Origin of the sequence: Flagellimonas sp. (genome assembly GCF_965601775.1) — a bacterium.
GTDB lineage: Bacteria > Bacteroidota > Bacteroidia > Flavobacteriales > Flavobacteriaceae > Flagellimonas.
The window spans coordinates 1,779,570-1,802,671 of record NZ_OZ271837.1; the positions used below are offsets into that span (position 1 = coordinate 1,779,570).

Annotated in this window: 22 protein-coding genes; 16 read left to right on the forward strand and 6 right to left on the reverse strand. The window is 40.0% G+C overall.

The annotated features are described in order from the left end of the window. The first annotated feature begins 114 nt into the window (after positions 1-114). Positions 115-1,014 (forward strand): DUF72 domain-containing protein, encoded by a 900-nt coding sequence (locus tag ACSLUF_RS08210; protein WP_435625626.1) that lies wholly within the window; start codon positions 115-117, stop codon positions 1,012-1,014. Here the strand turns inward: ACSLUF_RS08210 and ACSLUF_RS08215 are convergent. Then, complete coding sequence (locus ACSLUF_RS08215) at positions 1,011-1,862, reverse strand: phosphatidylserine decarboxylase (RefSeq protein ID WP_435625627.1); 852 nt, start codon at positions 1,860-1,862, stop codon at positions 1,011-1,013. The genes ACSLUF_RS08210 and ACSLUF_RS08215 overlap by 4 nt on opposite strands. Positions 1,863-2,049: 187 nt before the next feature. Here ACSLUF_RS08215 and ACSLUF_RS08220 point away from each other — a divergent pair, with 187 nt between their 5' ends. From ACSLUF_RS08220 to ACSLUF_RS08230, 3 genes are all read left to right on the forward strand, one after another. Next, a complete protein-coding gene (locus ACSLUF_RS08220) occupies positions 2,050-2,460 on the forward strand; it encodes an acyl-CoA thioesterase (RefSeq protein ID WP_435625628.1) in 411 nt (136 codons plus the stop codon). A 210-nt stretch (positions 2,461-2,670) separates the two neighbouring features. Next, positions 2,671-3,420: a hypothetical protein gene (locus ACSLUF_RS08225; protein ID WP_435625629.1), complete on the forward strand. Its 750-nt coding sequence runs from the start codon at positions 2,671-2,673 to the stop codon at positions 3,418-3,420. An 11-nt stretch (positions 3,421-3,431) separates the two neighbouring features. Beyond that, positions 3,432-3,788 (forward strand): hypothetical protein, encoded by a 357-nt coding sequence (locus ACSLUF_RS08230; protein WP_435625630.1) that lies wholly within the window; start codon positions 3,432-3,434, stop codon positions 3,786-3,788. 396 nt (positions 3,789-4,184) lie between these two features. Here the strand turns inward: ACSLUF_RS08230 and ACSLUF_RS08235 are convergent, their stop codons facing one another. Next, positions 4,185-5,051, reverse strand: a complete 867-nt coding sequence (locus ACSLUF_RS08235; protein ID WP_435625631.1) for a sigma-70 family RNA polymerase sigma factor — start codon at positions 5,049-5,051, stop codon at positions 4,185-4,187. A gap of 235 nt (positions 5,052-5,286) precedes the next feature. Here ACSLUF_RS08235 and ACSLUF_RS08240 point away from each other — a divergent pair, with 235 nt between their 5' ends. Together ACSLUF_RS08240 and ACSLUF_RS08245 are read left to right on the forward strand one after the other, a co-directional pair. Then, complete coding sequence (locus ACSLUF_RS08240; RefSeq protein WP_435625632.1) at positions 5,287-6,798, forward strand: DEAD/DEAH box helicase; 1,512 nt, start codon at positions 5,287-5,289, stop codon at positions 6,796-6,798. Between the two features lie 216 nt (positions 6,799-7,014). After that, a complete protein-coding gene (locus tag ACSLUF_RS08245; protein WP_435625633.1) occupies positions 7,015-8,250 on the forward strand; it encodes a glycosyltransferase in 1,236 nt (411 codons plus the stop codon). 14 nt (positions 8,251-8,264) lie between these two features. Here the strand turns inward: ACSLUF_RS08245 and ACSLUF_RS08250 are convergent, their stop codons facing one another. Continuing rightward, positions 8,265-9,329, reverse strand: a complete 1,065-nt coding sequence (locus tag ACSLUF_RS08250) for an L-dopachrome tautomerase-related protein (RefSeq protein WP_435625634.1) — start codon at positions 9,327-9,329, stop codon at positions 8,265-8,267. A 127-nt stretch (positions 9,330-9,456) separates the two neighbouring features. On the opposite strand from ACSLUF_RS08250, the gene ACSLUF_RS08255 reads away from it, so the two are divergent. Then, positions 9,457-10,299, forward strand: coding sequence for a 1,4-dihydroxy-2-naphthoyl-CoA synthase (locus ACSLUF_RS08255; protein WP_435625635.1), 843 nt, complete (start codon positions 9,457-9,459; stop codon positions 10,297-10,299). 380 nt (positions 10,300-10,679) lie between these two features. On the opposite strand, the gene ACSLUF_RS08260 is transcribed toward ACSLUF_RS08255, so the two are convergent. After that, the gene (locus ACSLUF_RS08260) at positions 10,680-12,014 is read right to left on the reverse strand and encodes a serine hydrolase domain-containing protein (RefSeq protein ID WP_435625636.1); all 1,335 of its coding nucleotides are present in this window, start codon (positions 12,012-12,014) and stop codon (positions 10,680-10,682) included. 50 nt (positions 12,015-12,064) lie between these two features. Between ACSLUF_RS08260 and ACSLUF_RS08265 the strand changes: the two genes are divergently transcribed. Genes ACSLUF_RS08265 through ACSLUF_RS08280 form a run of 4 tightly spaced genes read left to right on the forward strand, consistent with a single transcriptional unit; the run spans position 12,065 to position 15,508 of the window. After that, the gene (locus ACSLUF_RS08265; RefSeq protein WP_435625637.1) at positions 12,065-12,937 is read left to right on the forward strand and encodes a pirin family protein; all 873 of its coding nucleotides are present in this window, start codon (positions 12,065-12,067) and stop codon (positions 12,935-12,937) included. Positions 12,938-12,953: 16 nt separating this feature from the next. After that, positions 12,954-13,382: a 3D domain-containing protein gene (locus tag ACSLUF_RS08270; RefSeq protein WP_435625638.1), complete on the forward strand. Its 429-nt coding sequence runs from the start codon at positions 12,954-12,956 to the stop codon at positions 13,380-13,382. After that, entirely contained in the window at positions 13,379-14,038 is a 660-nt protein-coding gene (locus ACSLUF_RS08275; RefSeq protein WP_435625639.1) for an N-acetylmuramoyl-L-alanine amidase, read from the forward strand. The genes ACSLUF_RS08270 and ACSLUF_RS08275 overlap by 4 nt, the downstream gene beginning before the upstream one ends. 3 nt (positions 14,039-14,041) lie before the next feature. Next, positions 14,042-15,508 carry a M14 family zinc carboxypeptidase gene (locus ACSLUF_RS08280; protein ID WP_435625640.1) on the forward strand — a complete coding sequence of 489 codons (1,467 nt, stop codon included), beginning with the start codon at positions 14,042-14,044 and terminating at the stop codon, positions 15,506-15,508. On the opposite strand, the gene ACSLUF_RS08285 is transcribed toward ACSLUF_RS08280, so the two are convergent. After that, complete coding sequence (locus tag ACSLUF_RS08285) at positions 15,505-15,672, reverse strand: hypothetical protein (RefSeq protein WP_435625641.1); 168 nt, start codon at positions 15,670-15,672, stop codon at positions 15,505-15,507. The two genes, ACSLUF_RS08280 and ACSLUF_RS08285, sit on opposite strands and share 4 nt — an antisense overlap. Before the next feature lie 341 nt (positions 15,673-16,013). Here ACSLUF_RS08285 and ACSLUF_RS08290 point away from each other — a divergent pair, with 341 nt between their 5' ends. Beyond that, a complete protein-coding gene (locus ACSLUF_RS08290) occupies positions 16,014-17,735 on the forward strand; it encodes a tail fiber domain-containing protein (protein ID WP_435625642.1) in 1,722 nt (573 codons plus the stop codon). Positions 17,736-17,805: 70 nt separating this feature from the next. Here the strand turns inward: ACSLUF_RS08290 and ACSLUF_RS08295 are convergent, their stop codons facing one another. Beyond that, positions 17,806-18,894 carry a vWA domain-containing protein gene (locus ACSLUF_RS08295; protein WP_435625643.1) on the reverse strand — a complete coding sequence of 363 codons (1,089 nt, stop codon included), beginning with the start codon at positions 18,892-18,894 and terminating at the stop codon, positions 17,806-17,808. A gap of 180 nt (positions 18,895-19,074) precedes the next feature. Between ACSLUF_RS08295 and ACSLUF_RS08300 the strand changes: the two genes are divergently transcribed. The 4 genes from ACSLUF_RS08300 to moaA are packed head-to-tail and all read left to right on the forward strand — an operon-like array spanning position 19,075 to position 23,087. Continuing rightward, complete coding sequence (locus ACSLUF_RS08300) at positions 19,075-19,536, forward strand: (2Fe-2S)-binding protein (RefSeq protein ID WP_435625644.1); 462 nt, start codon at positions 19,075-19,077, stop codon at positions 19,534-19,536. A gap of 33 nt (positions 19,537-19,569) precedes the next feature. Beyond that, entirely contained in the window at positions 19,570-21,804 is a 2,235-nt protein-coding gene (locus ACSLUF_RS08305; protein WP_435625645.1) for a molybdopterin cofactor-binding domain-containing protein, read from the forward strand. Positions 21,805-21,808: 4 nt separating this feature from the next. Beyond that, the gene (locus ACSLUF_RS08310) at positions 21,809-22,063 is read left to right on the forward strand and encodes a MoaD/ThiS family protein (RefSeq protein WP_435625646.1); all 255 of its coding nucleotides are present in this window, start codon (positions 21,809-21,811) and stop codon (positions 22,061-22,063) included. 37 nt (positions 22,064-22,100) lie between these two features. Continuing rightward, entirely contained in the window at positions 22,101-23,087 is a 987-nt protein-coding gene (gene moaA / locus ACSLUF_RS08315; RefSeq protein ID WP_435625647.1) for a GTP 3',8-cyclase MoaA, read from the forward strand. The last annotated feature ends 15 nt before the right edge of the window (positions 23,088-23,102 follow it).

The following is a 23,102-nucleotide window of genomic DNA, read 5'->3' on the forward strand; positions in this document are numbered from 1 at the left end:
TAAAATTACAGAAACATGGATACCGTAAATTTAGCCCAGATAATACTTTTTAACGAGGTTATGAACAGATTTGAGGATTACTTAACTTCGTCCTAACAACGGAATAACAGGAATATGAAATTTGGAAAGGTAGAACAACCCGAATTAATTGATTTTACTATACCGGCTGACCACCCAGACACAGGCTCGGTATTGGCGAAATACCCAAAATCTAAAGATTCAAATCTCTTTGTAGGCTGCGCCAAATGGAACAGACAGGATTTAAAGAACTTCTATCCTAGGGGAACCAAGGATGAGTTGGCCTACTATTCCACACAGTTCAATTGCATTGAATTGAATGCCACATTTTACCGAATTTTTCCTGCGGAACAATATGAAAAATGGTATGACAAAACCCCTGAGAATTTCAAGTTTTTCCCAAAAATGACCAATGAGGTCAGTCATCTACGGCGTTTAAACGACAAAGTGTATGAGATTGCAGACCGTTATTTGGAGGTAACCTCCTTGTTAAAAGATAAGCTTGGAACCATCTTTTTGCAAATGCATAATAATTTCAATCCTAAAAATTGGGATAGGGTGGTACATTTTGTGGAATATTGGCCCAAAGAGTTTCCTCTGGCTATGGAGTTCAGACATACGGACTGGTTCAACGATGAAAAAGTCGCTCAGGAGCTATACCATTTATTGGAAGAAAATAACATTGCGAACGTCTTGGTGGATACCGCGGGAAGAAGGGACTTAATGCATATGCGGTTGACCAACAATGAGGCTTTTATTCGATATGTGGGAGCGAATCATCCAACCGATTATCCAAGATTGGATGATTGGGTCGAGCGATTGAAAACTTGGAATTCCCAAGGACTACAAAACGTTCACTTTTTTGTACATCAAAATTTAGAATTGGAATCACCTTTGCTCTCGGCCTACTTTATTGAAAGGCTAAACAAAAATTTTAATGCAGGTTTGAAGGTTCCTGAAACCTTGATAAAACCAAGTCCGCCTACCTTATTTTAATAGGGAACCCCTACTTCAACAAAGGTGTTTTTAGGGTGGAATCTAGGTGCAATAGGTGCGGCCATACAACAGGTTGAACCCAAATAAAACAAGGATAATTCCTGAAGCTGCTCAACCGAAGCGCCAACAGCCACATTTTTGGATAGCTCAATGGTACCAACTGCAGGTCCGCCTACTATGGAAAGATACCAGATGCGTCCCTGTTCATCTTGGATATCAATATTATATCGTTCGTTTCTAAATGCTGGAATGGATGGATTCTGTTTATATATCCAAGGACGTAAGACAATTAAATCCCCAGGAACATGTTGAATTCGCGTAATGGTTCCAGAAATAGGGGAGTGGATTCTATGATAGTTTTTGTTATGTAAGAAGACATTAGTGAAGGTATAGGTCTTGGGAATTTCATTATTCTTCAACCCAAAAACCGTCGCCACGGACCGAATATCACTTTTAACTTGAACATATTCCAGGTCCACAACTTTATTTTCGTCACAAAGCAATCCTTCACAGGGCCATACAAATGGACTATCATTTTCAGGTAGTTTCTTAAACTCTCGGATAAAAAAGTCTTGAAATGAATTAAATTCCTCTTTGCCAAATGGCGGTTTGAACTTGTCTAAATAATTTTTGTCCGAATAATTGAGTCGAATGTACGGCTTGATAATTTTTTTTGAGTAAGGCTTGTCATAAATGGAACTGTACCATGCCGAAAAAAATCTTTGGATGGGACTTGGTAGGTTGCCCCACAATTCCAAGGAAACATACTTATAAAACTTGGCCCTCCAGTCAGGTACTTTGAAAACGGTAAAACTGGGGTCCGAATAGTACTCAATACTTGTTTGCATTTTGGTTGTTGTTTGACTGATGCCTGAATTTATTAGGAACATAATATTAATGCCAGAGAATTAAGAAAAGTTTATTGCATCATTAACATATTTTATCAATAACATAATGTTTTTGTTAAAAAGATTACAGAAAAACCTACCAAAGGCCAAACCTCTAATTTTGTCGTATATCTCCAAAAATAACCTGATGAAATTTCATTCTAGAAAATGGGTTAAACCCGAAGACTTAAATGCCAATGGCACTTTATTCGGTGGTAAGGTATTGGCTTGGATAGATGAGGAAGCTGCTCTTTATAGCATCGTGCAACTTGAGAACAAAAAGGTGGTTACTAAATATATGTCCGAAATCAACTTCATGAGCAATGCCCAAAAGGGCGATATCATAGAGATTGGTATTGAAGTGGTCAAATTTGGCACCACATCGATTACCCTTAATTGTGAGGTCCGAAATAAAATGACTCATGAAAGCATTGTTACTGTTGACAATATTATCATGGTAAACTTAGACGATATGGGCAATCCAAAACCCCATGGAAAGACCAAAGTGGAATATGTGAAGGATCGATTGGCCAAGCAGGAAAAAGAAAAAGCGAGTTAGAGTTTATTGGATATTGTATTGCTTTGAACCTCCTTTTTATTTCTGTAATTAGGGATTTCAAAATAATGAAATTATGTCATTTTTTGGATAGCTTTTTGCTAGACCAACAACTAATGCATTTTGACAACAAAAAAAAGAGTCTTCAAAACAATTAATTGGTAAAAGCCGGTTTATTCTTCAATTTAACCTATTGCATATAGATAGGTATAAATGGGAACCACAGAATTGTTACGTTATTTGGAAAAATTGGAGATTGGACTCAGCAGTTTTTCCTACGAGGAGTTGAGTACCTCAGAGGCAGGTGAACTCAAAAAAACATTCAATGAATTTAAAAACGGGTTAGAAGACAAAGTTTTTGGTGTTGACCCGATAGATGAGCTTGAGGTTATCTATGAAGAGATAGGCATTTCAAAACCCAAAAAAGTAGGGCCTTCAGATTACAAGTCAACTCTCGGACAGGTTGCGTTACTGCTAAAAAAATTTGATGTCTCTGAACTGAGTTTGCAACACAAACGCTTGTTGGAAGAAATAAAACAGCTCGCCCATGCTTCACAAGAGTCATTTGAAGGAAATTATCATATCGAAAAAACATTTGTCCCAAACACCATAGAACAAGTCGACTTACAACCGCTATGGGAAGAGTGTATGCAACAAATGGACCTTATGGAAGAATTGGCTAGATTATATAAGCAAAACATTTTCGAGTTTGTAGGAAAGATTAAAGTAAATCTTCAAAGCAAAAATGTTCGCGGAATGGACTTTTCATGCCAAAAAGTGGGCCAGTCCTTACGGATGATGCGATGCCATACGCTTTTGGAAATCACGGAACAGATGTCCAAAATCTGTAAATCAGACAATGATTTGAAACACTTGAATTTCTTATATCAAGAATTTCTTATGGAATATCCCAAGGTGCAAGAAGCATTGGATAAAAAAATGGAAGCACTTAGAAAAGCATAAACACCTTTTTTATGGAAGACGAGTTTTTACCCAAACATTGCCATAGCATCTTTCATCAGTTGTTTTTGTTTACATCTGATGAGGATAACAAGCTATTGTTATTGGAACAAATTTTGGAAGTAGGAGATTCAAAAGAAATTCCTTTATTGGAGGAATTGGAATGCATGGAATCCCTAGAGGTTAGCAAGAGAGCATATGAGGTAAAATGTCTATTAATAAAACGCCTGGAAGAAGAGGAAAGGGCTAACAAACGACTCCCTATGAGTCTTTGTTTCTTGTATGAAGAGTTTGACATTCATCCTCCTAAGTCAGATTTGGATTTAGATATCGATTTTGAACTTTCTTTGGAAATTTTATCCGAAGAATAACAAATGTTCACATTTTCTTCACAACGAAAACTACTAGTTTCACCACAATTTGTTGTAAACCCCTGATGTTTAAGTTAGGTTTACTAAAGTATTAAATACCCAAACTCAAAACCACCTAAGTTATGTTATACGATACCTACGGAGAAGAATACTTGGCCTTTCTTCAGGAATTGAACGAAATATTGAGTATGAACGAACTTGTTGAATTAGATTACCTATAGTCCAAATCAGAAAACTTTGTCCCATGAAAAATCAAAACCAAGAAAACGCGGCATACTTGAATTTTATTCGAGATTTAAACCAGATGTTGACTGATTTCAACATCACTCAGCTGAATTACCCCAACAGCTTTAAATAAATGAACAAAAAAGGGAGCCATTTGGCTCCCTTTTTTATTTAGCTCCCTAGGTAGGACTTTAGATTTTTATTTTTTGACACGTGCCTCAACTTTCGAATGGCCTTTTCCCGAATTTGTCGTACCCTTTCCCTTGTTAGGTCAAAAGCATTTCCAATTTCCTCCAAGGTCATGGAAGGTTCATCCCCAATTCCATAATACAATCGTACAATATCTGCTTCCCTGGGTGATAGGGTTTCCAAAGCACGATTAATCTCTGTATTTAAAGACTGATGCATTAGACCTTTATCTGGAGTGGGTGATTCATTCACATTTAAAACATCATATAGACTTGAAGTTTCGCCTTCCTTTAAAGGGGCGTCCATAGAAACATGAGGACCAATATTTTTTAAAGACTGTTTTACCTCTGAAACGGTCATATCCAATTCTTTGGCGATTTCCTCAGGTGAAGGTGGTCGCTCATGGGCTTGCTCCAAGTACGAAAATGTTTTCTTAATTCGGTTTATGGTTCCAATCTTATTTAAGGGAAGCCGTACCACACGGGCCTGTTCCGCAAGGGCTTGAAGAATTGATTGGCGAATCCACCAAACTGCATAAGAAATAAATTTAAATCCACGAGTTTCATCAAACCGCTGGGCAGCTTTTACCAATCCCAGATTACCTTCATTTATCAAATCGGGTAATGTAAGTCCTTGGTTTTGATATTGCTTGGCCACAGAAACCACAAACCTTAGGTTGGCTTTGGTCAGTTTTTCCAAAGCTACTTGGTCTCCTTTACGAATCCGTTGGGCCAATTCCACTTCTTCTTGGGCAGTTATCAAATCAATCTTACTGATATCTTGCAGGTACTTGTCAAGTGATTTGGATTCTCTGTTGGTTACTTGCTTAACAATTTTTAGTTGCCTCATAGAAAATGGTGGTTTCAGGTTATTCCGGTATGATATTACTTCAACCACATTACAATTCCAAGTGCATTTTTGGATACTTATTAAAATGTTATGAAGAATTTTCGCAAGGTTTGGCCTTGTCAGTAGTATTGTTAATAGTCTATTGATATTAAAGCAATGTTAAACCTAAAAATCAGTATAAAAAACGAGTAATTTTGTAAGGTTTGATGCATCATAAATCTTAAGACCATTTTCTTTGGAAATACAAAAGGCCAAGAACAAAAAAACACTTTACGATTACCAACATGAGGATTTAAAAAAAATCTTCACCCAGATTCATGAACTTCCAAGCGGAACCAATATTCTGTATCAGCTTCCTACCGGTGGAGGGAAAACTGTGGTCTTTTCAGAAATTGCAAGACAGTTTATCAAAGAAACAGGCAAAAAGGTAATCGTCCTCACGCATAGAATTGAGCTAAGTAGACAAACGTCCAACATGTTAAACGGTTTTGGGGTGACCAATACTGTTATAAGTAGCGAGGTTAAAGAATTATACGACCAAGATGAGTACATGTGCTTTGTGGCTATGGTAGAAACTTTGAACAATCGCTTGCAAGAGGAAAAAGTTCAAATCAACAATATTGGATTGGTCATTATTGATGAGGCTCACTATAACTCATTCCGAAAATTATTTAAGTATTTCGAAGAATCCACCATATTGGGAGTTACGGCTACACCCTTAAGCTCCAATATCAAACTCCCCATGAAGGACCACTATAAGCATTTGATTGTAGGAGAGTCCATTCAATCGCTGATTGACAAGAGCTTTTTGGCCAAGGCCAACTTATACAACTATGACGTTAGCTTAAGAACTTTAAAAATTGGAATCAATGGGGATTATACCGTAAAATCCTCCGACGAGTTCTACAGTAATCAAAGCATGTTGGGGAAGTTGGTAGCAGCTTATGAGGAACTGGCCAAGGGAACCAAAACCTTGATTTTTAACAACGGAATCAGCACATCTCTTTATGTGTATGAGACTTTTAAGAAGGCAGGATACAATATCAGACACCTCGACAATAAAAACACGGCCACAGAAAGGGCTGAAATATTGGAATGGTTTTCGGAAACACCAAATGCCATTTTAACCTCGGTGAGTATTCTTACCACCGGTTTCGATGAACCTACGGTGGAGTCAATTATTTTAAATCGAGCCACAAGGTCATTGACTCTTTACTTTCAGATGATTGGGAGAGGTTCTCGTGTGCTACCCAACAAAAATGAATTTAATGTCATTGATTTGGGCAACAATATTGCCCGTTTTGGTCCCTGGGATTCTCCCGTGGATTGGCAGGAAATTTTCCATTTTCCTGATTTCTATTTGGAAAACATCAAAAATGATGAAGAAATCGAGCGTGAATTCGTGTATGAAATGCCAGATGAACTAAAAGCCAAGTTCAGTAAATCGGAAAACATCAGTTTTGATATTAAAGCTGAATATAAAAAGGTGTTTGCCCAAGGATTAAAATCAAAGATTGTGTTGGAGCGAAGTATTGAACAACACGCTCAAATTTGCGTGGAAAACAGTGAGGATGTTTTTGATGCAAGAATTTTGGCCAAAGAACTCAAAGAAGAAATACAATATCGGGTACGGCAATATTCATATTGTATTATGAACAACACCAAAAACTATAAAGAGTGGCTGGAAGAAGATTATGAGCGCAAATTACGTTCAAACATCTCTAAGAAATTTGCTGCCATGATGTAGACTGACCGATTATTCGATTTTTGGAAGTTCAGACAGGTTTTGGTCAATTATTAACCCATCATCTAGTATTAAACCCCTAGCTAAAATTCAAATTTGGCTTAGCTTCCATTTTCCATTTTCCATTTTCCATTTTCCATTTTCCATTTTCCATTTTCCATTTAAAACTTGCTTTATTGTACATTGCCAAATGTTAATTGATTAGTATTACAGAATTAAGTGAAGAAAATCCTTATAATTGGATTTGTATGGCCTGAGCCCAAAACAACCGCTGCAGGGCATCGCATGGTCCAGTTGATTGAAGCTTTTTTAGACTTTGGATGGTCCGTTACTTTTGCTTCTTCCGCATCCCAAACTGAATATTCCTTGAATTTGGATGACCTTAGGGTTGATAGGGCTTTGATTCAATTAAATCACTCCAGTTTTGACGATTTTGTGAAGCAACTAAATCCGAACTACGTCATTTTTGACCGATTTATAGCAGAAGAACAGTTTGGATGGCGAGTAGCAGAACAAGCGCCTAATGCTATTCGAGTATTGAATACAGAGGATTTGCATTCCCTTCGTAAAACCAGAGAATTGCTGCATAAAGTAGGTGAAGATTTTAGTTTAGGGAAGTGGAAGCAGCAGGAAATCACTAAACGGGAAGTGGCTAGCATATTCCGCAGTGACCTGAGCTTGCTCGTATCCACTTTTGAAATGAATCTCTTAAAAGAGCATATTAAAATTCCGGAATTTCTTCTGATGCACCTACCGTTTATGATGGAAGAAATCAAAGAAGAAAACCAAGAAGACTGGCCTTCTTTTGAATCAAGAACTGACTTTATTACCTACGGAAACGGCAAACACGCGCCCAATCTGGATGCGATTAAATTTTTAGAGGAATCGATTTGGCCTAGAATTCGAGAAAAACTCCCCAATGCGAACTTAAGAGTCTATGGAGCCTATCTTCCGCAGCAAATCAACCAAATGCATAAGCCAAAAGAAGGGTTTCATATAATGGGTTGGGTAAAAAACTTGGATTCTGAAATTCAAAATGGAAGGATAGTTTTGGCCCCATTGCGTTTTGGGGCAGGAATTAAGGGAAAGATTACTGATGCCTTAAAAAACGGAACTCCAATAATTACAACCAATCTAGGTACAGAAGGAATGTCCCTTAATTTGTTAACATCCCAATGTTTTGATACTGAACATCCAAAGGCCCTTGCGGATTCTGCTGTTGCCTTATATTCAGATTCCGAAAAATGGCATAAAGCCCAAAAATTGGGGATAGAAACTATCAATGGACAGTATTCAAAAACCAAGCTTCAAATGGAGTTGCAAAATACACTTCAAAAACTTGGAGCAAATCTAGTGGAACACCGAAGCCAAAATTTTATGGGGTCTTTATTGCAATATCAGACCCTAGCAGCTACCAAGTTTATGGGGAAATGGATTGAAGAAAAAAATAAGTAACCCCTTAACAATTTTTACTCTAACTTCATTCGATAAATGAAAAAAGGAGGATTACCTTCATCTTTCCCACCTGTAAAAGCCGGTGTTTTATGCAATTGATTTACGGTCATGTAAATCCATCCCTCTGGACCCAAAGCAACATTGTCGGGCCAATCAATTCGGGCATCCCTTATAAAAGGTTTTAAATCTCCCTCAGAAGTTAAAACATCAATTCCATAGTGTTGAATGTTTGTAAAATAATGGTTGCCGGAAGAATCGGTGGCTGCCCCATCCGAAACTGGTTTGGGTCCCATCACCTTAATGCCTTGGTCAATTTCATCATTTGTTTTGCCCTCCCTGAACAATTTTGTGGGTAACATATACCAAGTGGTGCCATTCATGGCTCCATAAAATAGGGTTTCCTTATCAGCGCTCAAAGTAATTGGATTAATGGCCACACTAGCGGGTGCACCACCAAAGTTGGTTAGCTTTCCATCAATAATCATATCCACCTTTTCCGCTTGAACCGTCTCATTGGCAAAACGTCTTTCCTTCCGGGTCTCCAAGTTTAGCGCAACAATTCCTGGATTGCCAATATCGGCTAGATAAACCCACCCATTTTCTTCATCTACCGCCAAATCCTGGACAAAGCTTCCTTTAGGAGCAATTTCTGCAGAAAAATCATGTCTGAAAACCTCCTTTTTGGTTTCAATATCAAATGCGAACAATCGTGTTGCACCTAAATTTAGACCTGCATCAATAATCCAGACCCTGTTTTTTTGGTCAACCCGAATTCCTAAAGGAGTATCCAATTTATAAGAACTAGGTGATTGGCTGTTCTTCTGATAGGATGCGTTTGGAAAAAGGGCATAGGTATCCTTTCCAGTAATTTCGACTAACTGAAAAGACGGATTAACCAATGGATGTATGGTGGTAAACACTCTGCCTGAAGGAGATACCGCCACATTTCCCGGTCGGACGTCCATTTCTGCTATTATTTCAAGTTTACTCTCGTTCTGAGCACTTATGGCAAAAGTCAGAACTAAATTTATCAGTAAGAAAGAGGCCATATTTTTCATAGTAGTAGTTGTCGTATTCATTTTATTAGCTTACAAGATACAGTGGTTTTTACAATTTTGTATAGCTCTTCCCGTAGAACAAATTGCTATTCTTGGTAGTCAAAAGTCAACTTGAAAATTCATTTCTTTGTAACAGTAAACTTTCCGTATGAAATCACCCAACTGGCAAACTGCTATCGAATTTGAAGATATTACGTATAAAAAGAGCGATGGCGTTGCACGAATCGCATTCAACAGGCCTAATGTACGTAACGCTTTTCGACCCAAAACCACAAGCGAATTGTACAAAGCATTTTACGATGCTCTAGAGGATACCTCCATTGGTGTTGTGTTGCTATCTGCCGAAGGGCCTTCCACCAAAGATGGGAAATGGGCATTTTGCAGTGGCGGGGACCAAAAGGCAAGGGGACACCAAGGATATGTCGGAGAGGATGGGTACCACCGTCTTAATATTCTTGAGGTACAACGATTAATTCGATTTATGCCTAAAGTGGTGATTGCGGTAGTTCCAGGATGGGCTGTCGGAGGAGGACATAGTTTGCATGTTGTTTGTGATATGACCCTGGCCAGCAAGGAACATGCTATTTTCAAGCAGACAGATGCCGACGTTACCAGTTTTGATGGCGGTTATGGCTCTGCATATTTGGCCAAAATGGTAGGTCAGAAGAAAGCACGGGAAATTTTCTTTTTAGGCAGAAACTATTCAGCACAAGAAGCATTTGAAATGGGAATGGTAAATGCGGTTATTCCTCATGATGAATTGGAATCAACAGCCTATCAATGGGCTCAGGAGATTTTGGAAAAATCGCCTACCTCTATTAAAATGCTCAAGTTTGCCATGAATCTTACCGATGATGGAATGGTGGGTCAGCAGGTATTCGCCGGGGAGGCAACTCGATTGGCCTATATGACAGATGAAGCCAAAGAGGGTAGGGATGCGTTTTTGGAGAAACGGAAACCCAACTTTGGTAAGGATCAGTGGATTCCCTGACTCAATATGCAATGTCCAAGGAACAATTGACACTTTGTTTTTGTGTTGATTTGTGTCCTTCGATTTAGATAGGAAAGTTTTGATACGTCAAAAACTAATAAAGGCTAAGCTGCTCACAATAATTATTTAGTTTCAATTCGCGAAATTCGTGTCAAGAAAAGAAGCACGCAAAGTGCATATATTGATTATATTCCAAAACTAAAAAGAGCCTTGCCACTTGGGACAAGACTCTTTTACGAGAACACTATATGAAAATGAAAAAATTTACTTGCTTATTTTTTACATAGTAAATGTAGTGTTAGACCTCTAGTGTAGGAAAAATATGTTGTGAAGTGGCCTTTCTCTGTGGTTTTTGCCCCGTTTTGAGATATTTACCCCTATTATTCTACCGCTTTTACCACTCCAGATAAGAAACCATTACTATCAAAATCCGGTCTTTCTGCCAATCCTGTTCGTACAATCACTAGGTCTTTTGAGGGTATAACATAAACATGTTGACCCTGGAATCCATTGCAGGAAAACAAGTCTTTAGGAACTTCAGGGTAAATTCCCCCCGCATTCAACCAAAAATGTGCGCCGTAGGTACCGTCGGAGTCTGGCGTCACCTCTGTAATATAATCAACCCAAGACGAATCAAAAACCTGTTCTCCATTCCAAACCCCTTTATCGAGATACAATTGGCCAAATCGGGCCCAATCACGGGTAGTGGCCCAGGCATAAGAGGACCCTACATAATTGCCTTTCACATCCGCTTCTAGAATCATGGAATGCATACCTATCTTATCAATTAAATTCTGATAGGGAAAATCCAAGTATTCCTGATGACTGCGAAACTGCTGCCTTAAAATACCTGATAATAGATTGGTTGTACCTGAAGAGTAATTCCAAATCTTGGTCGGTTGAGCTACCAGTTCCTTTTCTTTCTGGGCGATGGTCATGTCATCTTCCAAAAATAGCATTCGGGTCACGTCTGAAATTTTGGAATAATCCTCTTCCCATTCCAATCCGCTTTGCATACGAAGCAAATGATTTAGGGTTATTTGATTTCGCTCATCATCTTTCCATTCCGGGATGGGGGCCGGCCAATCCATCTGTAACTTTCCTTGATGCTCCAAAATCCCATAACAGGTTGCCAATAAGCTTTTGGTCATGGACCAGCCTAATACCCGGGTATCCTTGGTAAATCCATCGGCGTATCGTTCTCCCAACAAATACCCTTTGTACAATACCACTACTGTTCTTGTTTTCTGCACTTCGGGATTTGCAAATGCTATACCAATGGCCTTTTCCAATTGATCGTAATCGACTTCAGGTAACAAGGTGTCTTTATTTTCCAAATGCCCATAGGGATAGGGTTTACCTATCTTTTCAAAGTTTCGATTGGGTTGCAGGTATGGCTCGTTTTCATCATAATCAGAATCGACAAGCACCGTTCCTAAACCTTGTCGGTCAATGGCTTTGCGATTCATCAGCCCGTAAACAGATGCGGATGCTGAAGCATTTTTTGAGTTCAGTGAAACTTCAGCCAATTCAACCAAAGGCATTTTTAAATCATTATCTACGATAGAAACAGAGTCACGGTCCGCAACATAGGTGGCAGAAGCCATATATTTTGAGGCATATCCGCTGATAATATTCAATTTGGAGTAGTTTAAAAAGACCACTACAATAATGACAATCAGCAACAATAGGAGTATTCGTTTGATATATTTCATGGATAAAGATTTGTTGTAACTTTCAGGAACTAAATATAAAAATTTACCGCATGTCCAACCTAGGAATGATCATTGAAGAACGAAGTCGGGATATTGGCGACTTTTTAGTCGGTCGTTTGATTCCCTTTCGGAAAAAGCGCATGATAGGCCCCTTCATCTTCATCGACCATATGGGGCCCACTCAATTAGGACCCAAAAAATATATGGATGTGGACCAGCATCCCCATATCGGCCTGTCTACTTTAACGTATATGCTGGAAGGTGAAATTATGCATGAAGACAGCATGGGCACGAAGCAACGGATTAGTCCAGGCTCGGTCAACTGGATGACAGCAGGAAAGGGGGTAAGCCACACGGAAAGAACTCCTAAAGATTTGCGTAATGGAAAAGTATTTACAGCTCATGGTTATCAGATTTGGATTGCCCTTCCCAAAGAATTGGAGGAAATGGCCCCCGAATTTCATCATATTCCGTCGGAAGAACTCCCAAAATGGAAGGATGGAGCTACCGAGTTTACCCTGGTAGCCGGGGAAGGGTATGGAAAAAAATCCCCGGTTCCTGTGTACACACCGCTTTTTATGGTTGAGATTAAAAATGAAAGTGAGTATGTGTTGGATATTCAAAATAGCTTGAAGGGAGAAATAGGTATTTGTATAGTGGAAGGCGGAATTACAGCTTGCGAACAGCAAATAGAAAAAGGAAATATTTTGGTATCCAAAGTAGAGGACACCTGCAAGGTAACTTTACAACCCAACTCCCATCTTTTATTATTCGGAGGGGAAGCTTTTCCTGAAGAAAGACATATCTATTGGAACTTCGTTTCCAGTAGCAAAGAAAAAATAGAAAGCGCCAAAAATGCTTGGAAGGATTGGTCCTTTCCCATGATGGCAGATGACTCCAGTTATGTGCCCATACCCAAGTAATACTATTTAAGTTGATTTGAAAAAGCTCCTTTTGATATTGGTAGTGCTGGCTTGTTGTCAACAAAAGCCTTCCCCAGAAAAGCCCACACATGTATGGCGTGCTTTGGAGGTTACGGCTTCTGCCTATAATTCGGTGTCTTGGCAAACCACGGCAGAAAATCCCAATATTGCGGCGTGGGGAGATACCTTAAAACCTGGAATGAAAAGTATTGCAGTATCCAGAGATTTATTAAAAATGGGATTAACCCACAATACCATGGTTAAAATTGGTAGCTGGCCGGATACTTTCTACGTTAAGGACAAAATGAACCGAAGATGGCGTAATCGAATCGATATTTACATGGGACTGGATATTAAAAAAGCACGAGAATGGGGGAAACAGAAAATCGATATTTGCTATGCCATACCTTTGGATACTGTTTCCGAACAAACCCCTAAAAGATGAAGCGCTACTTTTTTGTTTCTTTTTTAATTGTCATCCTTAGTTCGTGTACTACGCAAATGGAAGTGGTGGATAAACCCATTGTGTTTGATAACCAACGGATAGAGCTTACCAAGGAATATTTACAACAACGGTATAACCTAAATCAGGATTCTCCTGACATTGTTCCCAAGATGATTGTTCTCCATTGGACCGCTATTCCAAGCTTTACAAAATCGTTCGGAGCCTTTAGAAATTCGATGCTGCCTAATTTTCGCCCTGAAATTCAAACGGCAAGTGCTTTGAATGTGTCCTCTCATTTTTTAGTGGACCAAGATGGAAAAATTTTTCGTTTGATGCCCGAGACCACTATGGCTAGACATGTGATAGGGCTAAACCACTGCGCTATTGGAATTGAAAACGTAGGAGGAACGAAGGAAACCCCTTTAACCAGAAAACAAGTGAAAGCGAACATATGGTTAGTCAACTATTTGGCCTCAAAATATGATATTGAATACCTTATCGGACATTATGAGTACACTAATTTTGAAGGGCATCCTTTATGGTTAGAGATAGATGAGGGTTATCGCACCGAAAAAACAGACCCAGGCCCTGAATTTATGCGTAAAGTTCGAAGGGCTACAAGGGAATTCAATTTCAAACCAGTTCCAACAAAATAAACTATGAAATCAGTTTTAGTATTCCTTGTAGTTTCATTTTCCTTTTTTGGCTCCAATGCCCAGAACGATATAACCTCCAGTCTGTATGACACCTATTCGGAGTATAAAGAACCGACTTTAACCAAGCGAAGGATTAAGCATAAACAAATTCAACCTCTTATTCAGCGCTTTGCTGACAATCCCAAATTTGAAGTCCAAAAAGTAGGGGAGTCCATTGAGGGACGCGATTTGCATTTAATAAGTATAGGTTCCGGGGACGAAAACATTTTTCTTTGGTCACAAATGCATGGCGATGAGCCAACTGCCACCCAAGCCATTTTTGATATTCTTAATTTTTTGGATGCCCCAGGCTTTGAAAAAGAAAAGGTCGAGATTTTAACCAACACCAAGCTTCACTTTCTACCGATGCTCAATCCAGATGGGGCAGAAGTATATCAAAGACGAAATGCCTTGGGCGTCGACATTAATAGAGATGCCTTACGACTCCAATCACCTGAAAGTCGGGTGCTGAAAAGAATTCGAGATAGTCTGGATGCTGATTTTGGCTTTAATCTGCACGACCAAAGCACCTACTACAATGCTTACTTAACGGAAAAGCCTGCCACCATTTCCTATTTGGCCACGGCCTATAATTACGAAAAGGATATCAATGAAACCCGAGCCAACGCGATGAAAGTGATTGTGTTTATGAACAATATCATTCAAAAGTATGCACCTGGACAGGTAGGTCGATATAGCGATGAATTTGAACCCCGTGCTTTTGGGGATAACATTTCCAAATGGGGTACGAGTTTGATATTAATTGAATCTGGAGGATATACCAACGACGTGGAAAAACAGGAAATACGCAAATTGAACTACGTTTCCATGGTATCAGCATTATATACTATTGCCCAAAAGAGTTATAAAAACATTCCCATTGAAGACTATGAAAAAATTCCTAGAAACGACCGGAAACTGTTTGACCTCAAAATCAAAAATGTGACCTATAATCTCTTAGGTAAGGACTATATTTTGGATTTAGGGATTCGTCGCCAGGAAATTGATACTAAGGGTCACGAGGACTTTTATTATAAAAGTACCATTATAGACCAAGGGGATTTATCAACCTTTTATGGCTATGAGACTTTTGACGCTAGCGGCTTCACCCTTGTTCCTCCGAAAACCGCTCCGTCCAGTATAGAGTACAATTCTGCTATAACTTGGTCTGAAGAAGAAAATCCTTGGAAAGCTGGATACGCTTATATAGAGTCTCAACTTCTTCCCCCATTGCCTTTTATTAAATTACCAATGCACATGGTGTCACAAAGCTTTAAACTACCAGAATTTAAGCTCACTCCTGGCCAAAACCCGACCTTTTTTCTCGAAAAAGAAGGTGAAATCACTCAAGCAGTAATCAACGGATTCCTTTTGGATTTATCCAAGCCCTTGGAGAATCAAAAATTTGGGAATGCCTTAATTTACCGTTAGTATCCAAACTGAATGTTCATTTCGCTACCATATCGAAGTAGCACCACCAACATTCCAAAAAGGGTACACACAATTGAGGCAAAAATGGAAAGCACTAGGGCTTTAAGTCCTCTATCTAAAGCACCTGCGGCGCTTTTATCGATTATTTCTTTAATTACATCCATAGCAATTTTTTTGAGTTAAACTTGAGTAACGTAGTTTAGGATGTAAGAGGTTTGTCGTTTAATAAGTAAACAACTTTCGGGCCAAAAACCCTACTTGCGTTTCTCAAGCGTCTATTTTTTCCATTGCACCAATACTGTAATTTCCAAAATCCAAGGTGTTCTGCCTGTGGGAAAACCGCTACTAATCCCATACCATTACGCAAATTCATCAACTGAAAACCCGAATTCATCAATCCATGACTTACCAACCCTCTCAAAAATTAGACATTCCGCTGTTTTGTAATCTGAATACAAAGCATTTTAAAACAATAGCGATATATCTAACTCTTAAATGATTAACCATGAGAAAAAAAACTACTAAAAAAATGTATTTAACCTGGGGACTGACCCTATTGTGCATCTTATGTGCCCATATGTCCTTTGGGCAGTGGCAACAATTTGGAAATCAAACGTTCAATGATGGATATGTCCACATAGGAGATGATTACTTCGCTTCTCCCACTAAATTAGAAGTGCGTAGCGACGCATCACCACTTGTGGCACGTCTTGTTGACGGGAGTCCAAATGCATCCTTAGTGGGATTTAAGTCTCATGTCATTAGTGACGGACAAAGTCAACGTGTAGGAGTTTGGGCGGATATGAATTGTCAAGTTGAGGGCAACAGGATTATTGGATTGTATTCCACAGCCAGCTTTGGAACAACAGCTGATGGTGGAGTATATGGTGTGTACACGGCAAATGAAGAATACAATTATTTCAGTGGTAATGTCGGGATTGGCGTTACATATCCCTCTACGAGCCTTGATGTAGCCGGAACCGTAAAAATTCAAGGAGGTAACCCGGGTGAAGGCAAAGTATTGACTTCCGACGCCAATGGACTAGCTTCCTGGCAGGAACCGCAGGGGGGCGGGGGCGAAGTAGATTCGCATTGGATTAAAAACGGAGACGATTTGCGTTACACAGATGGAAATGTGAGTATCGGAACCTTTAACACGGACTATAGATTAGAAGCAAGAACAAGTAATAGGCTTGGTTTTCGGCAAGCTATGATTACCAACAGTACCGACCAATCCATCGGGATTCATAACCAAGTGACCCATGAAGCGGATAATGGGGTTGTATTTGGAGAAATAGCCACAATCACCTCGAGCACTTCCAAATTTGTTGTAGGTAGTCAGATTCAAGTAGCTGGAGAAGGCTTTGGGGATAGAATTGGACAACAAATAAGCATGACAAGCGACCTTGATGGCGGTGGCGAAATCAAAGCTTTGGATATCTCGGTTGTTGGTAGTGCTGGGAAGCCTACCTATGGAGTCTATGTTGATGGAGAGGACCAAAATTATTTTGATGGTTGGGTTGGAGTAGGAACCAAACACCCTGATACCGAGCTAGACGTAAAAGGGACAATTCATTATACGGGAAGCATTTTTGATGTATCCGACGCCCGTTTTAAGAAGGACATCCAAAAATTGGAATCTTCTTTGGACAAAATCAAGGAAATTGATGGGGTCAGTTATTATATGCGCAAAAATGAGTTTCCGGATATGAAGTTTGGCGATACCATGGAATATGGTTTCACTGCGCAAGATGTGGAAGAAGTGTTTCCAAACCTAGTTAGCACAAATAAAGAGGGGTATAAATCATTGAACTATACCGGCATTATTCCTGTATTGGTAGAAGCATTAAAAGAACAGCAGGCTATGATTGAGAACCTGCAGGAAGAAATTAGAGATTTAAAAAATGGAGATACTGCTTCTTCCCAATCTTCAGGTTCTTCTTCAACCGATGACATGAATACCTCCATGCCCGCCGAATTGTTTCAAAATGTACCCAATCCGTTTAGTGGGGAAACAGAAATAGCTTTCTTTATCCCTCGAGAAGTGGGAACTGCAGAACTCATTCTATACAATATGCAAGGGACCCAGATACGAAATATCCCTATTTCAGAAAGAGGAGAGGGCAGTGTAAGACTCAGCGGATTTGGTTTGCAACCCGGCATTTACCTCTATGCCCTTGTCGCAGATGGAACTTGGATTGACACCAAAAAAATGCTTTTGAGATAGCACATACGACCTTGAATAAAAAAATGGGGCCTAACCGCCCCATTTTTTTGTGAATCTTAAATACAATTTGTTATTCGCATCCCCCGGTAAAGCCATCAGCCCTAAATTTCGTTTGAACCGCACCTTGAAGACCACCATCCGTCAATTGAATGACCAAATTGTTTTCTCCACTGCCATCCCGTTTTGGAGTACAATATTCGAAGAGATAAAAGCTGTTTGCTTGCTCTGATACCCGTTGTGAGATTTGATTGAACGTGGCTTCCAGTTCTTCCTTATTCCCCGCAAACACACTTGCGGTTTTACCAATATCACTTAGCACATCCACATCGATTTCGGCACCCAAACCAATGGTAAAGAAGGAGATATTCGGATTCGCATCATTTACAGCACGAAGTGCAGCTTGTTCTGTGAATCGTGAAGCTTGGTCCGTTCCATCGGTAAATAAGACTACGGATGCTGCCCGAACAATGGAATTTGTACCATTGGTTTCAACCAAGTCTTCCGCTATATCTGTCGATTTGATAACGGCTCCATATAAATCCGTTGAAGGGTCGTTGCTGATATCTTCCGTAATTTCGTTAATCGAAGTGGTCAGTTCTTCTGCGGAAGTAGTCAGAGGATTGAGTAAATGCAATTCGTCTTCACCATCAAACCAATAAATGGCCATCTGAAAAGACTCTGTTTCGGGAGTTGGGATAACATTTTCTACGAAACTGCTCGCAGCAGTTTTCAGTTCATCCAAACTTCCTTGTAAAACACTGTTGCTTAAATCAAGGACCAATAGCGTACTATTATTAAACACCTGGGAGTTGGGAGAAATTCTCGCTAGGGATTCTGAGGCTGAAATGGTATTAAAGCAATCATCATTCCTTCCCTGCTCATAAATGGTGAACTGGTCCGCAGTAAGCCCTGAAATAGGATTTCCATTGGTTTCGGATACTTTAAAAAGTATGGATACCTTTCCAGGAAGCGAAGTGGTCTGATTCTGTATAGATAACAAAAGTTCGTTTTCGTCAAAGCCCAAACATGCGTCAGGGTTTTCACCTTGTCCCAGTTCCCTTTGGTTGATGTCAAAATTGACATCATCATCCGCGTTTCCGCAGGAAATAAATAAAACAAGGGCTAAAATGGGGAATAGAGAGCTTATGAGGTTTTTCATTTTCTTTACATTTAGTTCTAATTGCTGAACGTCAAATTTTCTCAGAAAGTGTATTCCTCCTAAACTCTTAGAATTAAAGAAAAGTTAAAAAAGAAGCCCTCTTGTTAAAAAAAAAGCTTTCCAATCAATTTTTGGTAACTTCAAATGCAATTCATTTGAAATCACTCAATTCAAAAAACTATGCCAACGTATCAACTCAAAGTAAACGGAGCATCCCAAACTGTTGATGTTTCTGAAGACACCCCTTTATTGTGGGTATTGCGCGACCATTTGGAGCTTGTGGGCACCAAATATGGTTGTGGAATAGGACAGTGTGGGGCGTGTACCGTTCATGTGGATGGAACAGCAATGCGCAGTTGTTCTCTAACGCTTTCACAAGTGGATGGTAAATCCATTACCACTATAGAAGGTTTATCGGAAGATGGTTCACATCCCGTACAAGAAGCTTGGAAAGAGGTGGATGTACCCCAATGCGGATATTGCCAAGCTGGACAAATAATGACCGCTTCCGCCTTTTTGGAAAGCAACCCCAATCCGACGGAAGAAGAAGTTAAAAATGCCATGCACGGTAACATTTGTCGCTGTGCTTCTTATTCTCGAATTAAAACTGCGGTTATGAAAGCTGCAGAGAACATGGATTAACGATTTCCTACCAATCACTACAAAAACAAAAAAATGTCATCAAATAAATCGAACGCTTTAAGTAGAAGAGCATTCTTGAGAAATTCTTCATTGGCAGGTGGAGGAATGATTATAGGTTTCAATCTTCTTAATTCATGTAAGCCCAAAGTAATCGCAGAACCTGCGATTGACCTTGCCAGTCTGGACTATAATGACTTCAACGCCTTTATTCGCATTGCGGATAATGGTGCCGTTACCATTTTTTCACCCAACCCGGAAATCGGACAGGGGATTAAAACCTCTATGCCCATGATTATCGCAGAAGAACTGGATGTAGCTTGGAAGGATGTATATGTGGAACAAGGTATACTGGATACTGAAAATTATACCCGTCAAGTGGCAGGAGGGAGTCAATCCATTCGTCACGGTTGGGACGCCTTGCGACAGACCGGGGCCAAAGCCAAACATATGTTGGTAAGTGCCGCAGCAGCCCGCTGGGGTGTTGACCCCTCTGAATGTTCCGTAAGTGAAGGGGTAATTTCAAATGCCGCTGGCGAAACTTTGGGATACGGAGATGTGGTGAAGGAAGCCGCGCTTTTGGAAGTTCCCGAAGAAGTAGAATTGAAAAAGCCCAGGGATTATAAAATCATGGGCAACAATGCCGGCAATGTGGACATCGAAAAGATTGCTACAGGGAAGCCCTTGTTTGGTCTGGATTACAAAACAGATGGGATGGTCTACGCGGCTGTAGTTAGACCTCCAAGTTTTGGACACAAATTGGTTTCCTACGATGATACGGAGGCAAGAAATATGCCTGGGGTGATAGATGTGGTTACCATTGGCGAAAAAGTTCGTGGTTTATTGGCTGAAGACCCTAGTTTTTCCAGCAAGATATCTTCGAGTGACAAAGTAGTTGTAGTTGCGAAAACAACTTGGCAAGCATTTAAGGCCAAAGAAGCCATTAAGGCAACTTGGGAAGAGGATACTCCAATGGAAAGCACGGAACAGCATAACAAAATTCTCACGGACCTATTGGATGGGAATAAATTCAATACCATGCGTTCAGATGGGAACATTAAAAAGGCTTTCGCAGAAGCGGATGAAATATTGGAGCGCACCTACGAATCCCCTTTCCTACCGCACAATTGTATGGAACCCATGAATTTCTATGCGGATGTTACCGCTGAAAAAGTACATCTAGTGGGGCCAATTCAAACTCCGGCATGGAAAGCAGGTCTCGTGGCAAAAATGTTAGGTAGGGATGAAAAAGACATCCTTCTAGAAATGACCCGTATGGGCGGTGGCTTTGGAAGAAGATTGTATGGAGACTTTGTAATTGAAGCTGCAGAAATATCCCAGACCATAAACAAGCCTGTCAAAGTAGTGTACACCCGTGAGGATGATATGGAAGACGGTATTTACCGTATGGCCATTAAATATAGAATCAAAGCAGGGGTAAAAGATGGTAAAGTAACGGCGTATCATTTGAAGGAGGCTGCTGTTAATGATAATATGTATGGTTTGATTCCAAACTTTTTTCCAGCAGGCGCCATAGAAAACTATCAAGTTGATGTTGCAAATTACAAGAGTAACATTACTACAGGTGCATGGCGTGCCCCATATACCAATTTCTTGGCTTTTGCAGAACAAAGTTTCTTTGATGAGCTGGCTGAAATGATGGAGGTGGATAAAATTCAGTTGCGGCTAGATCTATTGGATAAGGTGAAACCAGAAGAAGACGAACGTATCCAATATTCCCCAGACCGAATGAAAGAAGTCATCAAAATGGCGGTTGAAAAATCAGGATGGGGCACAAAACCCAGCAACGTATATCAAGGGTTTGTGAACTATTATTGCCATAACACCCATGTTGCCGAAGTTGCTGATGTTGAGATTGAAAATGGAAATCCTGTGGTTAAAAAGATTACCTGCGTTGTAGATTGCGGTATTGTGGTCAATCCTTTGGGGGCTATGAATCAGATAGAAGGTGGGGTAATCGACGGGGTAGGACACTCCATGTTTGGTGAACTCGCCTTTGCTGATGGAAAACCTACAGCCAATAACTTTGACAGATATCGCATGATACGAATGAAGGAAGCTCCTGTTGTGGAAACCTATCTGATGGAGAACGAATATTCTCCAACCGGATTGGGAGAGCCAACATTACCTCCCGCGGGAGGAGCCGTTGCCAACGCCCTGAAGGCAGCTACCGGAAATAGACTATATGTTCAACCTTTCACCAAAACGCCAGAGTTATTAAAAGTTCCTGAGAAGGAGATTATTGGCTGACATTATGACGATACTTTTATTTGGGGTGACCAAAGATATTGTGGGTAGTTCCACTTTATCGGTACCTACCACCACCTTTACGGGAAAGAAGATTCCCAATACGGTAAAAGAATTAAAACAATTTTTGGGAGAAACGTATCCTGAGCTCAATAAATTGTCATCCTTGGCGGTGGCTGTTAACAATGCCTATGCCGATGACGAACAAATCATTAATTCATACGATGAAATCGCTTTGATTCCCCCGGTAAGTGGGGGATGACAAGCGGGTTTTGTATCTTTCAAACGGATTTTGAAGTATGGCATTAATAGATAATCACGGAAGAACAATCAACTATTTGCGATTGGCAGTGACGGACCGGTGTAACCTGCGGTGCAATTACTGTATGCCTTCTGAGGGAATAAATTTCGTAAAGAACGAAAAGCTACTGAGCATTTCTGAATTGGAGCGGGTTAGCAAAGCGCTTGTAAATCTGGGAATTGATAAAATTCGCATAACTGGAGGTGAGCCTTTTGTGCGAAAGGATTTAATGGTTTTGTTACGAAGTTTATCACAGATGGAAGGGCTTAATGATATTTCTGTCACTACCAACGCCACTTTAATTGGTCCACACATTGATGAATTAAAGGAGTTAGGTATTAGGAACATCAACGTAAGTTTAGATTCCATAAATCGGGAAACTTTTGAGCGGATTACCCGTAGAAAACAATTTGATATTGTTCATAACAACCTAATCTGTTTAATTACCGAAGGATTTAATGTGCGTATCAATTTCATTGTTTTGGAGGGTCAAAACGAGCAGGACATTTTGCCTATTCTGGATGTAATGAAACATCATAAGGTTTCCGTTCGCTTTTTGGAAGAGATGCCTTTTAATGGAGGTTCAAAGAACTTTTCAACCATAAAATGGAATTATAAAGCCATTTTGGACCATATCGCTGGCACATATGATTTCAAAAAGATGAAATCTCCTGCCACTTCTACATCAATCAATTATAAAATTGAGGGTCATGAAGGCACCTTCGGTATTATCCCATCGTTTAGCCGCACTTTCTGCGGTTCCTGCAACCGACTTAGGGTGACGGCTACAGGTGATGTGATAACCTGTTTGTATGGTAAACCAAAGGCAAACCTCAGAGACATTGTGCGAACCACCGAAAAGGATGACCGGATGAGTTCGGCGATTGTGGACGCTATAGGTTCTCGGGCCAAAACAGGTTTTGAAGCTCAAGAAGAACATGCCAAGACCATTTTTGATAATTCCATGACTTCTATTGGAGGTTGAATCAACTTGTTGAAC

What these genes read in the sequence shown, in the direction of transcription:
- ACSLUF_RS08210 (WP_435625626.1), top strand. Translation starts at nt 115, where the DNA reads ATGAAATTTGGAAAGGTAGAACAACCCGAATTAATTGATTTTACTATA.
- ACSLUF_RS08215 (WP_435625627.1), bottom strand. Translation starts at nt 1,862, where the DNA reads ATGCAAACAAGTATTGAGTACTATTCGGACCCCAGTTTTACCGTTTTC.
- ACSLUF_RS08220 (WP_435625628.1), top strand. Translation starts at nt 2,050, where the DNA reads ATGAAATTTCATTCTAGAAAATGGGTTAAACCCGAAGACTTAAATGCC.
- ACSLUF_RS08225 (WP_435625629.1), top strand. Translation starts at nt 2,671, where the DNA reads ATGGGAACCACAGAATTGTTACGTTATTTGGAAAAATTGGAGATTGGA.
- ACSLUF_RS08230 (WP_435625630.1), top strand. Translation starts at nt 3,432, where the DNA reads ATGGAAGACGAGTTTTTACCCAAACATTGCCATAGCATCTTTCATCAG.
- ACSLUF_RS08235 (WP_435625631.1), bottom strand. Translation starts at nt 5,051, where the DNA reads ATGAGGCAACTAAAAATTGTTAAGCAAGTAACCAACAGAGAATCCAAA.
- ACSLUF_RS08250 (WP_435625634.1), bottom strand. Translation starts at nt 9,329, where the DNA reads ATGAATACGACAACTACTACTATGAAAAATATGGCCTCTTTCTTACTG.
- ACSLUF_RS08255 (WP_435625635.1), top strand. Translation starts at nt 9,457, where the DNA reads ATGAAATCACCCAACTGGCAAACTGCTATCGAATTTGAAGATATTACG.
- ACSLUF_RS08260 (WP_435625636.1), bottom strand. Translation starts at nt 12,014, where the DNA reads ATGAAATATATCAAACGAATACTCCTATTGTTGCTGATTGTCATTATT.
- ACSLUF_RS08265 (WP_435625637.1), top strand. Translation starts at nt 12,065, where the DNA reads ATGTCCAACCTAGGAATGATCATTGAAGAACGAAGTCGGGATATTGGC.
- ACSLUF_RS08275 (WP_435625639.1), top strand. Translation starts at nt 13,379, where the DNA reads ATGAAGCGCTACTTTTTTGTTTCTTTTTTAATTGTCATCCTTAGTTCG.
- ACSLUF_RS08280 (WP_435625640.1), top strand. Translation starts at nt 14,042, where the DNA reads ATGAAATCAGTTTTAGTATTCCTTGTAGTTTCATTTTCCTTTTTTGGC.
- ACSLUF_RS08285 (WP_435625641.1), bottom strand. Translation starts at nt 15,672, where the DNA reads ATGGATGTAATTAAAGAAATAATCGATAAAAGCGCCGCAGGTGCTTTA.
- ACSLUF_RS08290 (WP_435625642.1), top strand. Translation starts at nt 16,014, where the DNA reads ATGAGAAAAAAAACTACTAAAAAAATGTATTTAACCTGGGGACTGACC.
- ACSLUF_RS08295 (WP_435625643.1), bottom strand. Translation starts at nt 18,894, where the DNA reads ATGAAAAACCTCATAAGCTCTCTATTCCCCATTTTAGCCCTTGTTTTA.
- ACSLUF_RS08300 (WP_435625644.1), top strand. Translation starts at nt 19,075, where the DNA reads ATGCCAACGTATCAACTCAAAGTAAACGGAGCATCCCAAACTGTTGAT.
- ACSLUF_RS08305 (WP_435625645.1), top strand. Translation starts at nt 19,570, where the DNA reads ATGTCATCAAATAAATCGAACGCTTTAAGTAGAAGAGCATTCTTGAGA.
- ACSLUF_RS08310 (WP_435625646.1), top strand. Translation starts at nt 21,809, where the DNA reads ATGACGATACTTTTATTTGGGGTGACCAAAGATATTGTGGGTAGTTCC.
- moaA (WP_435625647.1), top strand. Translation starts at nt 22,101, where the DNA reads ATGGCATTAATAGATAATCACGGAAGAACAATCAACTATTTGCGATTG.